The organism is Pseudaminobacter soli (ex Li et al. 2025), from assembly GCF_003012705.1.
Classification (GTDB): Bacteria; Pseudomonadota; Alphaproteobacteria; order Rhizobiales; family Rhizobiaceae; genus Pseudaminobacter; species Pseudaminobacter soli.
The window spans coordinates 18224-31724 of sequence record NZ_PXYL01000034.1 but is presented as its reverse complement, the minus strand read 5'-3'; the positions used below and the strand labels follow the sequence as shown (position 1 = coordinate 31724).

The window sequence follows — 13501 nt, the reverse complement described above, 5'->3', positions numbered from 1 at the left end:
ACAAGCACCACGCGGCAGCACCTGAATTGCTGACACGATCCTTTGTGCTCATCGTTAGAGCCTGGAGCTTGCTATCCGGGGTACTTTCTTGCGCTTGACAGTTCCCGCCCCAAAAGAGAAGCCCGCCCGGTTTCCGGGCGGGCAAACTATCGTGATGACTTGAGGCGCTTCACTTGCAGGCAGCGAGTTCTTTCAGCGCCCTTTCCGCATTCGCCAGGCTGTCATACATCTTGTTTCCCACGTCGGTCATTTTCTTGCCGTCTGGCTTCTTATCAACGATCTGGCACTTTTTTGTCGCGGCATCTTTGGCAACCCAATATTCCGTTGCCGCAAACGCGGGCATGCTGAAGGTGACGACGAGTGAAGTCGCAAACGCAATTCGGCTGATCATTATTTCCTTCTTGGGAGGGTCCGCCAAGAACGGCAAAATCTTGGCTTTAATATACAAGACACTACCTAAACAATTTAGCACGTGCCGAATATGCTCATGGGACATCCCGCGCATTCAATATCCCGAATAGTACCCCGGATAGCAGGTGCCATAGTACTCGTAGGTATACGGGTCACAGTAGGCTGCATACCACAGAGGCAGGCCAAAGCCATACCAGCCCCAGTCCCAGCCGTTGCCACCATTAAAGAAGAAGTTGTTACGATGGAAGAAGCGGGCATGGCGGAAGTGCCCCATGCCGTGGAAGCCATGGAAGCGTCCCATGCCGCGGAAGCCGGCCATGCTATGGAAGCCATGGAAGCCGCCCATGCCACGGAAGCCATGAAAGCCCATGCCGCGGAAGCCATGGAAGCCGCCCATGCCGGGGAAACCGCCAAAGCCGTGGAAGCCGCCCATGCCGTGGAACCCACCACCAAAGCCATGAAAGCCGCCACCAAAGCCGTGGAAGCCGCCGCCAAACCCATGGAAGCCTCCGCCGCCAAAGCCATGGAAGCCTCCGCCGCCGCCATGGAAGCCGCCAAAGCCACCACGGACGAATTGCAGGCCGCTGGTCGTGCTGTCCGAGGGCTTGAGAATAAGGACGGCTGGCTCAAACTTGCCCTTGCATGCCTCCGCAAGGCAGGAATGGTTCCAGATCTGGCCGCCTGCCATGGGCTGTGTCGGTAGCGTTTTGGAAGCCACGCCGGCCGTGCCGACCGCCGGGCCATTGTCGGGGAGGGAACTGGAGATGCCGGCGGCGAAAGCGGACGCACCGGCGAGCGCTCCAATGCTCAGCAACCCCGAACATGCGAGTGTTGAGAGATAGCGTCTCATTGTCTTCTCCAAGGGAAATGTCCGTGGAGCTCAAGACCTGCGATGATCGTCGGGAAGATGGGCCTCTATGCGAAGATCGCGAGGTCTGGCCCAGTGTCGGACGTTTGGAGCGGAACGCATAAAGAACAAAAAAGTTCCTTACTCCCGGAGACAGCCGGGCTTTTCGCTTTTGGCACATCTCAAAGGCCCGCCCTCTCGAAGTGACGACGGGCTAGCAACCGACGGCTGAGCCAAAGGGCGACCGTCAGTAGAAACAACGCCAATCAGGATATTGCGCGCATTTGCTGAAGAGCCCGCCGCCTCGCGTGAGACGACGGGCTTACCTCGGCCATTGAGGTGATCATTGGCCCCGCTCGGAAGCTCTCAGCGTTGACGGATACGCCAGCCGGTCTCGCGGCCTGGCTGCTCGATCATGACGACGGCTATGCCCAGCCGGCCTCGGCAATGCAATCGGCCGTGCTTGGGCGGACGGTCAACGGGCACTCCGCCGGGCACTGCCCCGTGCCCGCTCAGGGCCACTAAAAGCGGCCTGTCTGCGTCGCCCCGAGCTGCCGCTGGCGACGCGCCGATGTCGGCCATCGGCCCCTCCATGCTCGGAGTTTCGCGTTCGCCGCACCTCATACCGTCGACATCATATGGTCACGAAATGACCCGGAGCGTGGCAGCCTCTGGACGCATTGTCGTTGTGAGGTGGTCGGCTGGCGGGGCCAACTGGAAAGGGATACCCATGCGCAAAGCTATCATGCTGGCAGCGAGCATCACCTTCATCAGCGTCTTGGCGGCGAACGCACAAGAGACTCGAGCACCACAGCCGCCGAAGCAGGCACCGGTACCTACGCCAGAGGCACCACAGATTAAGCGCATCAATGTTGTCGATGTCAGCGAATTGCCTCAAGCGGCACAAAAACACGTCGAACACGTTGCGGCACAGGCCGGCGAAGCCAATCTCCAGCAGCTCCGCACTAGCATCGATGGCACCCCGGAGGCGAAAGCCGCGCTCGACGCTAAAGGAGCGACATCTGCACAAGTGGTCGGCACAAGCATGGTCACAGATGGAACGCTGACGCTAATCACGAAGAAAAATACCTAATTCGGTTCTCTGCTGCCCCGGCTTCTGTCGGGGCTTTTTTGCCTAGTTAGCCCATAGTTCTCGATCGGCTCACGGGGCCGTACATCTGGCGGCAACAGGCGATCGTCTACTTGTCGATGATCATCGAGGCGATCTCGGTCATTTCCGGATCGATCTTGGGAGTCCCCATCTCGTCGAATGCCCTCTTTGCCGGCACGATCTCCTTGGCGCTGTGCATGAGCGTCATCAGCATGCCGTTGTCGAGTGGCTCGATGAGCACGTGCCGCTCGCGCTGCCATAGGACGACCGTCGCAAGCGCGGCCTTCTTGGTCTTTCTCATGGCCTCGCGCACTAGGGCGAAGGGGTCCGTCGAAGGCTTGTCGACCGGCACGAGGTAGTAGGGCTTGCGCAATAGACCGCTTCGACCTCGGACACGTCGACGAAGTTCTCGATCGTCAGCACGTGGTTGGAAAGCGGCTTGAGGGTATCGATCCCCGCGGGTTCGAGCAGCAGGTATTCGTTCTTGTTGACTTCGTAGCCTTTGACCGGGTTTTGGCGTCGACCTCTTTTCCGGTGCCCTCATCTATATACTCCGCCTTGACCGGCGCCCTGGTCTCTCGATTGAGGACGCGGAAATGGATGGTCTCGGCTTCGGTCCAGGCCCCGACGATCTTCACGCCGCAGGTGACATTGCCAAGCCGCATGAAGCCCTTCCACAGGGTACGCACGCTACTCATGACGCTGCCTGAAAGGAGACATTGCCGACGATCACGCTGGAGGTCGCGGTTACGCCATAAACGGGCGTTTCAGAGCGACGCGGTAAACGTCTTGATCCGACCCATCACAGTCATCCGGATCGGCAAATCAACCCATTGCTATCAGCGTATCGACGGTTCGGCATGGCCGATCACGCGCCCCACGTTCGGATGCAGGGCGCGGACAGCCCGCTCCAATTGATCGACAGCAGCGTGTGCCTCTGTCACCGACATGCTGGGCGGAAGGCGACAGTGGAAGTTGACGATCAGGCCGATGCTGGTGTTGCGGATGCGGATGTTGTGAACGTCGGCGACAACGCCGCCCTGCTCGGCAGACTGTTTCAGAGAGCCCACGATCTGGCGATAGTCCTCGCTTGATGCCTCGCCGCCATCGAGCCATTCCGCCGCCTTAGGCTCGATATGGGTATCAATCTCCGTGTCGTTTCCAAGCTCCTTCCGGATCGCCGTCTCCAGATCGCTCGCCACCGCGTGCGCCTGATCGACGCTGAGGTCGGCATCGACCTCGATATCGAGGCTGATCGACAGCCGCGCATCGACCCGCTGGACCGTCAACCTGTGAATGGCCGCGCCACGGTTGGCCGCGATGACGTGCACTTGCGTTTCGATGCTCTCGTCGTCGTCAGCCCGCGCCTTCGTCTCGACGGTCACCTCGGCATTCGGCAATTGCGCATGCACCGCACGGACGACCTGCGACTTCACTTCTGCAACGCGATCGAGGTGCAGCGCCCGGCTGACGGCGATCAGGAGATCGACAAAGGGCGTCGCTCCCGCCATGCGCACCCGCGTCCGCTCCACGGCCAGGATGTTCGGCACCGTGACGACCGCGGCGGCGATGGCCGCACTCGCGCCCTCCGGTGCGGCATCGGTGAGGGAGGCGAAGGACTGACGGCCGAGCTTGACTGCCGCCGCGATGATGAACACGGCCACAACCAGGGCGGCCATCGCGTCCGCCGACCAATAGCCGAGCGTCACGAAGATCATGCCGACCAACACCACCCCGGAAGCCAACATGTCCGAGAGAAAATGCAGGGCATCGGCCTCGAGCGCCGGACTGCCCGTTGCCTTGGCGACCCTCCGCAACGCCCTTACCCGCCAGAAGTCGACGATTATGGAGACAACCAGGACAGCGATCGCAATCGGCGCAGACTCGATTTGATGCGGCTCCCCGAACAGGCGCTTGAGGGCTTCAAAGGCAATCCAGCCGGCCGCCCCGAGAAGCAGCACAACCTCGAACAAGGCGGCGACGCTCTCCATCTTGCCGTAGCCGTAGTGGTGCGCGTCATCCGCTGGCTTGCCGCTGACGCGAACCGCCCACCAGGTGACCAGCGTCGCCACGAAGTCGGACGAGGAATGCACACCTTCCGAGATGAGGCCGATACTGCCCGTCATGAAGCCGATTGCGAACTTGCCCAAGGCGAGCGCGGCGCTCGACACCATTGAGATCAGCGCGACGCGCTCCTTGTCTTTCTGCATTTCTTGGCTCCGGGAGGGCATTGGCGTGTGGCCAACGCCAGAGGTTGATCGACCTCGGTCTTGCAGAGTCAGCCAAAGACTGTCCGAACGCGCCACGCGGCCCCCGCGAGTATGTTGACGCGCCCCCGCCTGCGGGCGGTTGCTACTCCCCGATGCTGGCTCGCATAGCAATCAAGGCAGAATTAGTCAAATATATCAATAACTTGATATTGAATGTCATTTGCAACTGTCCATGCGTCTTGTCGCGGGGGCGCGGGACCGGAGCCGAACTCGTCTCCTGGGCGCTCGCACTTCGCACGTCGAAAGCTGAGATGCCTCCAGGAACTCGGGATCCTCGTCGATGAACCGCGCAACCAACCAGGGGCAGGCGATACGGTCGATGACCGGGCGTTCGCGTGTAACCCATTTCATGGTTTCATCTGCCTTCAGCAGACGCTTGGGGTACGCAACGTGTTGAATGCTCCGCCTCAAAGCGAGATGATACAACTGTTGCATATTGGCAACTTGATGATACGGTGCGCACATGACCGATGACGCGACGTCTGCCGAGCAGCGCTGGCTGTTGCTGGTCCACCAACTGCCAAGCAAGCCAGCCTACTTTCGGGTGAAGATCTGGCGTCGCCTGCAAGGGATCGGCGCGGTCGCGGTCAAGAGCACGGTCTACGCGCTGCCTTCGAACGCCGAGACGCAGGAGGATTTCGAATGGCTTCTGAAGGAAATCGTCGAGGGCGGCGGCGAGGCCTTTGTATGTGAGGCGCGGCTCATCGATGGCCTTTCCGACGACCAAGCTCGTGTGCTCTTTGATGCCGCGCGCGACGAGGACTTCGAGGAAATCGCCAAGGAAGCGCGCAAGCAGTTGGCCCGGCTCGCGGACAGTGCGCCGCTCGCGGAACGAGCCGATGCCCGCGCGCTGGCCAGTCGTCTGCGCAAGCGGCTCACCGATATCGCGGCGATCGACTTCTTCGGCGCGACCGGTCGCCTCTCGGCCGAAAGCCTGGTCGCAGAGCTGGAGCGCAGGCTCACAGAGGACAATGATATGACCAAAGACCTGCCAGACGCGCCGCTGCAGACGGCGGCAGACCTCAAGGGCCGAACTTGGGTCACCCGCAAGGGCGTACATGTCGACCGCATTGCCTGCAGTTGGTTGGTCCGTCGCTTCATCGATCCCGACGCAGTCATCCGCTTCGTTCCGGGCAGGGGCTATGCTCCGAACGCGGGGGAACTGCGGTTCGACATGTTCGAAGGGGAGATCACCCATGAAGGCGACCGCTGCAGCTTTGAGGTCCTCCTGAACCGAGCCCACATCGATGACCCGGCACTGCAGGCCATTGCCGAGATCGTCCACGACATCGACTTGAAGGATGCGAAGTTCGGTCGGGAGGAGACCTGCGGCATTGCCAGTTTAATCGCCGGAATCTGTGTGGCGAACCCCGAAGACGAGAAGCGGATCGCCCAAGGCGCACCTGTCTTCGACAACCTCTACCAGTATTTCCGCGCCAAAAGTGGATGACGGGACAGGAACAATGAGCAAGATTGGCGACCGCCACGCCGTTCCGGACCGACACGCCGGCGTCCCTGCGCATGGGATTTCGTTCGGCGAAGCGGTTCGCGTCTGGGCGCGCGTCGCCGCGCTGAGCTTCGGTGGACCTGCGGGACAGATCGCGGTCATGCACCGCATCCTGGTAGAGGAAAAGCGCTGGATCGGCGAAACACGGTTTCTCCACGCCCTCAACTACTGCATGCTGCTGCCGGGACCCGAGGCCCAGCAGTTAGCGATCTATGTCGGATGGCTGCTGCACAAGACGAAAGGCGGCCTCATTGCTGGCGCGCTGTTTGTGCTTCCGGGCTTCGTGTCGATCCTGGCGCTGAGCTACATCTACGCCACGGTCGGCAACGTCGGCATTGTCGAGGGTCTTTTCTTCGGACTTAAGGCGGCGGTGCTGACCATCGTTGTCCAGGCCGTGCTCCGGATAGGCCAGCGCGCCCTGAGGAACACCGTCATGGTGGGGATCGCGGTCGCGGCATTAGTCGCGATCTTCTTCTTCCGCGTGCCCTTCCCACTCATCATTCTCGCCGCCGGGTTGGCCGGATACATCGGGGGGCGCATGGGGTCGCCCTTCTTCCGTGTCGGCGGCGGGCACAAAGCCGACGGCAACGCGCTGGCGGACAAGGATGCGGCGCTGGGCGAGGACACACCCCGGCACGCGCGTCCGAACATAGCCTGGTCGTTGAAGATATCTGGAATCCTTCTCTTGCTGTGGCTGCTCCCCGTTACGATTTGCCTCGCTCTGCTGGGGCGAGACAGCGTCTTTAGTCAGATCGCGGTATTCTTCAGCCAGATGGCGATGGTGACGTTCGGCGGTGCCTACGCCGTGCTGGCCTATGTCGCGCAAGAGGCTGTTCAACACTACGGATGGCTGCAGCCAGGGGAGATGCTGGATGGGCTGGGGATGGCGGAAACGACGCCGGGCCCCTTGATCATGGTTGTGCAGTTCGTCGGTTTCATGGGTGCGTTCCGGGACCCCGGGGTCCTCAACCCGATGGTGGCGGGGACGCTTGGAGCGCTCCTGACCACTTGGGTTACCTTCGTGCCATGCTTCCTGTGGATATTCCTGGGCGCGCCGTACATCGAGGCGTTGCGGAGCAACGCCGCACTGACCGGAGCGATGTCGGCGATCACCGCCGCGGTCGTCGGCGTGGTCATGAACCTGGCTGCCTGGTTCGCATTGCACACGCTGTTCGGACAACTGACCCCTTGGCGGGGCCTTGGCGTTCTCGTCGACGTTCCCGTCTGGCAGACGGCAAATGTTCCCGCCATGGTGCTCACCGTCGCTGCTGCCATCGCTACGTTCGGCTATGGCGTGAGAATGATCCCGACGCTCCTTGCCTGTTCCATCGCGGGAATGGTCTGGTACCTCGCAGGCGGCAACGTCTGAAGGACTGCCCGCCTTCTCGACATGAGTAGCGCAGCCGATGCGCGGCTGCCGTCGCCAGCGGTCTCCACTAGCGGAGGTTGCGGTAGAGCTTGCCATTTCGCTCGACTTTCAGTCGGGCAAAACGATGTCTCGCTTGTCGGTGGCGGACATTGGTGGTTACCTTGCATTTGGCCCAACGATGCCTGGAATGCATAGCCCCTGGAATGGTGGATCATGCTCAGTGCCGGTGAAGTCGACGCCAAGATAAGAAGACTATTCACCTCGAACCGAGCCTGGCTTTCTTACCTGTTATTTGGCGCTGCCTATTCAGCACTCTTCGCTCTTGGCGTTTACACGGACGACAACAGCGTATTGGCGCTGGCCTGGCCTGCTAACGCGTTCATGCTCGGCATGCTGGTGCGCTTTCCAATGCTGGCGCGCCCCCTCGGCTGGATTGCTTGCCTCGTGGGGCTCGCGATTGCACTTCCCATTATCGGCTTCGGGATTGTCGAAGGCGCGAGACTGGCCGCCTACAATTTCGGCGTCGTCGCCATCGGCTACAGCCTGCTTTCAAGTTTCAGCCGGGTCGACCAACGCCTGGAGCGCCCGATCTCGGTCTTCTACATGCTCTCGGCCGTGGTCCCGGCGTCCCTTTACGCTGGAATCGTGGGCTCAATCCTGAGCGGGCGCGTGTTCACTATCCCCGCAACGGTCAACGCCTTTCAATACCGGTTCTCGGTCGAGCTTTTGAACCAGCTAGCCTTTCTGCCGATGATCCTGACCCTTCCGCAACGGGGGCAGTGGACGCGGCGACTGCCACTTTGCCTTCACGATCAAGCACCGATCATCGTGCTGATCGTCTCGGCCGCCGCCGGAACCTTGTTCGGCGGCCTGGCCACGCTCGCATTCCCAGTCCCGGCCCTTCTTTTGTGCGCGATTTCCTATCGCGTGTTCCTGACGGCTGTGCTGACCTTCGCATACTGCACCTGGACGATCATTGCGACATTGGCCTATGTCGACCTGTCGAATCTCAATCAGTCGCTGGTGTTGTCGATCGCAATCGGGCGCGCGCTCGTCACTTTGGGGCCGCTCATTATCTCCACGACCACGGCGACAAGAAACGAGGTCCTTGACCAACTCAGATATCTCGCCGCCGAACGCGAGATCGTGTCCAACGAACTCGAGCATCGGATCAAGAACCTGTTCGCCCTGGTCAACGGACTGATTGGCCTGTCCATCAGGGACAACCCCGATCTGAGACCCTTGGCCGACACGCTGAAAAATCGGCTCGTTGCGCTGCAGCATGCGCATGGTCTCATACGCACCATGAACTCATCATCTAGCGGTGCAGGCGAGCTGACTTCGCTGAAGGCGTTGATCGGTGTTCTGCTTAGACCATATGACGGACGGGCCGAAGAGCATCTCCTTGTCGATGGCGATGACGCCTTTATCGACAGCGGAACCGTCACCCTGCTGGCTCTCGTCTTCCATGAGCTGGCAACGAACTCGGCCAAATATGGTGCACTAAGCGATCCGGGTGGAACCCTGGAAGTTAACATCAAGCGCCACAGCGACGCACTGCGTATGGAGTGGATCGAGAAAACTTCCAGGGCAAGCAACCAAACGGTCGCCAGCGATAGCGGCTTTGGGTCAAAGCTCTTGGACCTCACGATCAAATCGCAACTGCAGGGAAGCTATACCCGTAACCAGACAATGGGCGGTCTGAGTGTCGAGATCATCCTGCCGAGCAAACTGTTCCATCGCATGGGCGGTCGCTGACCCGGCGACGGATTGAATGGCCATGCGGAACCCGTCGACACAGAGGTCGAGCGCGTCCCGTGCGGAATAGGCCCGCTCCGAAAACCGAAGCGGGCTTTGCGTTTGTCGCCGTTCAATCGGCTATTGCGCCGCTACAGAGATATGGCCCTTCATGCTTGGATGAACGCTGCAGTGGTAATTGAACTCTCCTGCCTTCTTCATGACCTCGCTGGCGGTTTTCTTCGGCGGGATGTTCAAGTTCCAACCGCCCTTTGTAGTGGCTGTATGGGGTACCGGGTCCTCGTTGACCCATTCTACGGTGTCGCCGACCTTGGCGTGGATCTCAGCCGGTGCAAAGGTACGGTTCTTGATCGTGACCTGGATAGTTTTCGCTTGCGCGACATCGCTTACGATCAACGCAAGCACAGCGGTGATTAGCAGATAGCTTTTCGACAACATCGTTACCTCCCTGTAGACGACATATTGAATGCCGACCGAAGACAAGCGTTCCACAACGCGTCAGTCCACCAAGCTGCAAGTTCATCGCCGCATTGATCTGCTGACGCGAAAACACAAAAAAGAACCCGCCCCAGCGAACCAGGGCGGGCAAGTCCTTGGCTTAAATGTGCGTTCTCAACACCAACAAAACACGACCCACTCATCTGGGGAGATGACGCGTGGGTCGGAGACGGCGGCCGTCGCACGTTGCGAGCGCGGCGGCAGTGAGCTCCGAAACGTGAGCAGCCCCGGACGTATTCATCGGCATACACACAAGAGCGGGTGCCACCTTGCGGCAGCGGGATAGTCGCCGACATTGTTTGCCATCACCTTGTCAACCCAGCGGTCGACCTTCATGCGGTAGCCGTTCTTCGCGAACTCGGGCAACCGAACTCCGCGGCGCAACTAGTACCCCGAATAGTAATCCGGATAGCAGGTTCCATAGTAGCGATAGACATACGGGTCGCAGTAAGGATACCACCACGGCACACCTAGACCGATGAAGAAGGTATCGTGGTCACGGAAGAAATGCCGATGATGGAAGCGGCCATCATGGAAGCGTTCGCCACGGAAACCGTGGAAGCTACGGAATTCTTCTCCGCGGAAGCCGTGGAAGCCGCTCATGCCATGGAAGCCACCGCCCATGCCATGGAAGGGACCACCAAAGCCGTGGAAGCCACCGCCCATGCCATGGAAGCCACCACCAAAGCCGTGGAAGCCACCGCCCATACCATGAAAGCCGCCACCAAAGCCTCCGCCGCCGTGCATGAAGCCGCCGCCACCGCCGCCCATGCCGCCGCGGACGAGCTGCACGCCGCTGCCTGCGCTGTCTGACGGCTTGCGCATCAGGACAGCCGATTCAAACCTGCCTTGGCAGGCTGCAGCGGTGCAGGGATGATTCCATGCCTGGATCTGCCCGCCTGCTGCGGGCTCTGAGGAAAGTGAGCTGGGGACGCCCGCGGCGACAGCAGTGGTGCCGCAGAGTGCTCCGACACTCAGCAATCCCGAACATGCGAGTGTTGAAAGATAGCGTTTCATCGTCTTCTCCAAGGAAAGCTTGTCCGTGGAGCTCAAGGCCTGCGATGATCGATGGGGGGACGGACCTCGATGCGATGATCGTGGGGGGTTGGGCCTCTATCGGACCTCACACAGATAAACGCTTCGCAAGCAAGAATATTCCAGCATTATGGAGCAAGTGCCACAAGATTCCCTGATGGCCATCGGCGATACTCCAGAAGGTAGAAATTGGGGTATTGCAAATGGCGGCGAATGTCGCGGAATTGAAATCGCGGCTGGTCGAGATCACCGCCAAGATGCTGCAACTGCGAACTGAAATCGCCGCACTGGAGGGCCAGAAGGCGGCCTTCGAGACTGTGGTCCGCAGCTACGATCCAGAGTTCGCGTCGACAGACATCAAGCTTGGGAAGCGCCAGCCAAAGGGGCTTGATCCATCCAGAGTTCGGGTCACCGAACTCCTAACGGGCAAGAACAGCCGTCACGTCGTGCTGGGAATTCTCAGACGGGCGGGGCGGATGTCCTCGCTCGAGATCGCCCAGCAGTTCCTGGCGGCCGAAAGGCCCGATGGATGCAGGATTGCTTGGGAACCTCAACCTCATAAATCTGCAAGAGCAAGGTGGCCCGACCTCTGCAAGGCTAGGCGTGTTGGGGGCTGCGAAAACCGAGCCTGCTCCCCATAATGCGTCGGGGCACGTTCCTCGATCAGCAGCAAAGCCGCTGTGCCGTTCGACCAAAAACAATCGCGCCTCGCGACGGCGTCATTCCACTCTTTCAGGGACATCGCCTGATTTCGTGACAGCGGACATATGATGCCCGCCCATGGATAGCGGAGGGAACTATGACCGGATACGAGAAGTCGCCGGACTATGGCGGCGGGAAGCCCTATAGCTGGCAAATGAAACTTGGGTGACCTTGGCCGTGCTGTGCTTACAGTCGCCTTGGCAGCGTGGGCCTGGGCTGGTTGAGACCCGGAACCGGTTGACGTTGCGGTGGGGGGACTTGGCTCCGGGTCTCGCGTTGCTGGGGTGGCAACGACCAATGGTTGCCAAAAGGAGCCGATGGTCGCAACGATGTTGGAGGCTAAGCTGACATGTCCCTTTGTGTGAGGCGAGTGCTGAGACTTGCGCGTTGACGCTCGACGCATGGCGCTGTTGATCGGCACGGTGGTCATACTGGCGATCTAGACATCACGCCGACCCGTCTCAGGGTTCCGGTCGAAAGATGCGGATCGAAGCTGGCGCACCACCTCGCGCTCGCAATGCGACAAACAGCCGATCGAGTTCGGGCACGTAAAGTGACGTGCGGGCCCCCGCTCGGGTCGGTATCCGCGCCAAAAACGCATAGACTTCATCACGGCGGACGAAGACATCGATCGCGCCTTGGCCGCAACTCACATAGACGCGCTGGCGCTTGGCATCAACAAACAGGTCGTCGGCATCGCCGCAGGTCCGGACAACACCCGTCTGGCTCCCATCCCGGGTGGAAAATGCAACCAGCCGGGGAGGGGAGCGGGTGACTGTGAGCACCTGATGCTCATCGGGATCAATCGCAAGCGGGAAATTCGCATGTAAGTTGTTGAGCGGCAGCGATGCGACCTGTCGCTTTTCCGCAAGATCGACCACGGCGACCTCATTGGCATCCGGCACGTTGACGAAGACGCGGGCTTGCGCCGGGTCAAGCTCAAAGCTCTCGGGATGCCCAATCAGAGGAATGTCATCGATCTTTCGGCGTGTGTCACGATCGATGATGGCCAGAGCGCCGTTGCCGTATCCGACGAGGATGTGGCCGGACTGTGGGTCGACCCGGATATTGTCGGCGTCGGTGCCAAGCTCGATCCTGCCCGCCGGTTCCAGGTTGCTGCCGCGAAAGAGACGAACGGACCCGTCGCCGCCATTGGCGACATAGAGCGTATCGGTTGATGCGACATAGGCGAGACCCTGCGGTTCCCTCAGTCCGGTGATGGTGCGAAGAAGCCTTCGTTCGTTCAAATCGATGATGCTGATGCCGTCGTTGCCCAGTTCGGCGGTGAACAGTCTCTTGCGCTGGATATCCACGGCGAAATGATCGATGCGTCCGCGCACCGAACCGAGCGGGATTTCGCTCTCGAGCTGCAGCGGCGATTGGACTGCGGCCGAAGCTGGTCCGGCGAGGGCGAGGCATAGCACAAACAGGAGAGGTCCGACGCGTGGCATTTGTTACACCCGCTATGTCGCATAGGATGCACCAAGTCTTCGTCGAGGGGAAACGATTGATGAGCGTGGACCGGTCCCTTCGCGCGCCGAGCTGCTGCATCCGGGCCCAAAAGAGAATATTTCTCTCCCGATTGAAGGCGATCCGGCGGAAACCGTGAACGATGGACGCCACCTATGAGATCGGGCTCCCGACAGGCTTTCCGGAATTAAGATGGAAGTAGCATAGGGGGCTACCCTATGCTTATGAATGGAACATGACGCACACCATTCGTGAGAAACACAAGCTGTTGGCCCGCGTCCGACGCATGAAGGGACAGGTCGAGGCGATCGAACGCGCCCTGGAGAATGAGGCCGGATGCGAGCGGGTCATGCACCTGATCGCCGGCGTCCGCGGTGCGATGGCAGGTCTCATGGCTGAGGTCGTCGAAGATCATGTCCGCATGCATCTCGTGGATTCGGAGAAGCATCCCGGCGCTCTGAACACCGATGCCGCCGAGCAGCTTATGGATGTCGTGCGGACCTACTTGAAGTAGGGATTTAGT

Annotated in this window: 16 protein-coding genes; 7 read left to right on the top strand and 9 right to left on the bottom strand. The window is 60.3% G+C overall.

Annotated elements, in window-relative coordinates:
- Positions 1–169 precede the first annotated feature (169 nt).
- Entirely contained in the window at positions 170–391 is a 222-nt protein-coding gene (locus C7I85_RS29045; protein WP_106727475.1) for a hypothetical protein, read from the bottom strand.
- A 114-nt stretch (positions 392–505) separates the two neighbouring features.
- Positions 506–1261 carry a hypothetical protein gene (locus C7I85_RS31930; protein WP_146149004.1) on the bottom strand — a complete coding sequence of 252 codons (756 nt, stop codon included), beginning with the start codon at positions 1259–1261 and terminating at the stop codon, positions 506–508.
- A gap of 369 nt (positions 1262–1630) precedes the next feature.
- Here C7I85_RS31930 and C7I85_RS31275 point away from each other — a divergent pair, with 369 nt between their 5' ends.
- Both C7I85_RS31275 and C7I85_RS29035 read left to right on the top strand, forming a co-directional pair.
- Entirely contained in the window at positions 1631–1783 is a 153-nt protein-coding gene (locus C7I85_RS31275; RefSeq protein ID WP_181257450.1) for a hypothetical protein, read from the top strand.
- Between the two features lie 205 nt (positions 1784–1988).
- Complete coding sequence (locus C7I85_RS29035) at positions 1989–2351, top strand: hypothetical protein (RefSeq protein ID WP_106727473.1); 363 nt, start codon at positions 1989–1991, stop codon at positions 2349–2351.
- Between the two features lie 106 nt (positions 2352–2457).
- Here the strand turns inward: C7I85_RS29035 and C7I85_RS32415 are convergent, their stop codons facing one another.
- From C7I85_RS32415 to C7I85_RS31925, 4 genes are all read right to left on the bottom strand, one after another.
- On the bottom strand, positions 2458–2742 hold the full coding sequence (locus tag C7I85_RS32415) for a Ku protein (protein ID WP_106727472.1): 285 nt from the start codon (positions 2740–2742) through the stop codon (positions 2458–2460).
- A 43-nt stretch (positions 2743–2785) separates the two neighbouring features.
- Positions 2786–3034 carry a Ku protein gene (locus C7I85_RS32410; protein ID WP_428832926.1) on the bottom strand — a complete coding sequence of 83 codons (249 nt, stop codon included), beginning with the start codon at positions 3032–3034 and terminating at the stop codon, positions 2786–2788.
- A 174-nt stretch (positions 3035–3208) separates the two neighbouring features.
- A complete protein-coding gene (locus C7I85_RS29025) occupies positions 3209–4579 on the bottom strand; it encodes a cation-efflux pump (protein WP_106727471.1) in 1371 nt (456 codons plus the stop codon).
- 216 nt (positions 4580–4795) lie between these two features.
- On the bottom strand, positions 4796–4990 hold the full coding sequence (locus tag C7I85_RS31925) for a chromate resistance protein ChrB domain-containing protein (RefSeq protein ID WP_245445155.1): 195 nt from the start codon (positions 4988–4990) through the stop codon (positions 4796–4798).
- Positions 4991–5102: 112 nt separating this feature from the next.
- Here C7I85_RS31925 and C7I85_RS29015 point away from each other — a divergent pair, with 112 nt between their 5' ends.
- The 3 genes from C7I85_RS29015 to C7I85_RS29005 all read left to right on the top strand — a co-directional run bounded on the left by C7I85_RS29015 (position 5103) and on the right by C7I85_RS29005 (position 9273).
- Positions 5103–6089, top strand: coding sequence for a chromate resistance protein ChrB domain-containing protein (locus C7I85_RS29015; protein ID WP_181257447.1), 987 nt, complete (start codon positions 5103–5105; stop codon positions 6087–6089).
- 13 nt (positions 6090–6102) lie between these two features.
- Positions 6103–7515 (top strand): chromate efflux transporter, encoded by a 1413-nt coding sequence (gene chrA, locus C7I85_RS29010; protein WP_106727470.1) that lies wholly within the window; start codon positions 6103–6105, stop codon positions 7513–7515.
- 213 nt (positions 7516–7728) lie between these two features.
- On the top strand, positions 7729–9273 hold the full coding sequence (locus C7I85_RS29005) for a sensor histidine kinase (protein ID WP_106727469.1): 1545 nt from the start codon (positions 7729–7731) through the stop codon (positions 9271–9273).
- Between the two features lie 120 nt (positions 9274–9393).
- Here the strand turns inward: C7I85_RS29005 and C7I85_RS29000 are convergent, their stop codons facing one another.
- Both C7I85_RS29000 and C7I85_RS31265 read right to left on the bottom strand, forming a co-directional pair.
- Complete coding sequence (locus C7I85_RS29000) at positions 9394–9711, bottom strand: cupredoxin domain-containing protein (protein ID WP_106727468.1); 318 nt, start codon at positions 9709–9711, stop codon at positions 9394–9396.
- 444 nt (positions 9712–10155) lie between these two features.
- Positions 10156–10788: a hypothetical protein gene (locus tag C7I85_RS31265; protein WP_181257449.1), complete on the bottom strand. Its 633-nt coding sequence runs from the start codon at positions 10786–10788 to the stop codon at positions 10156–10158.
- Positions 10789–11009: 221 nt separating this feature from the next.
- Between C7I85_RS31265 and C7I85_RS28985 the strand changes: the two genes are divergently transcribed.
- Complete coding sequence (locus C7I85_RS28985; RefSeq protein WP_106727466.1) at positions 11010–11447, top strand: hypothetical protein; 438 nt, start codon at positions 11010–11012, stop codon at positions 11445–11447.
- A 522-nt stretch (positions 11448–11969) separates the two neighbouring features.
- On the opposite strand, the gene C7I85_RS28980 is transcribed toward C7I85_RS28985, so the two are convergent.
- Positions 11970–12959 (bottom strand): YncE family protein, encoded by a 990-nt coding sequence (locus C7I85_RS28980; protein WP_106727465.1) that lies wholly within the window; start codon positions 12957–12959, stop codon positions 11970–11972.
- A 254-nt stretch (positions 12960–13213) separates the two neighbouring features.
- On the opposite strand from C7I85_RS28980, the gene C7I85_RS28975 reads away from it, so the two are divergent.
- Positions 13214–13492 (top strand): metal/formaldehyde-sensitive transcriptional repressor, encoded by a 279-nt coding sequence (locus tag C7I85_RS28975; RefSeq protein WP_106727464.1) that lies wholly within the window; start codon positions 13214–13216, stop codon positions 13490–13492.
- Positions 13493–13501: the final 9 nt, after the last annotated feature.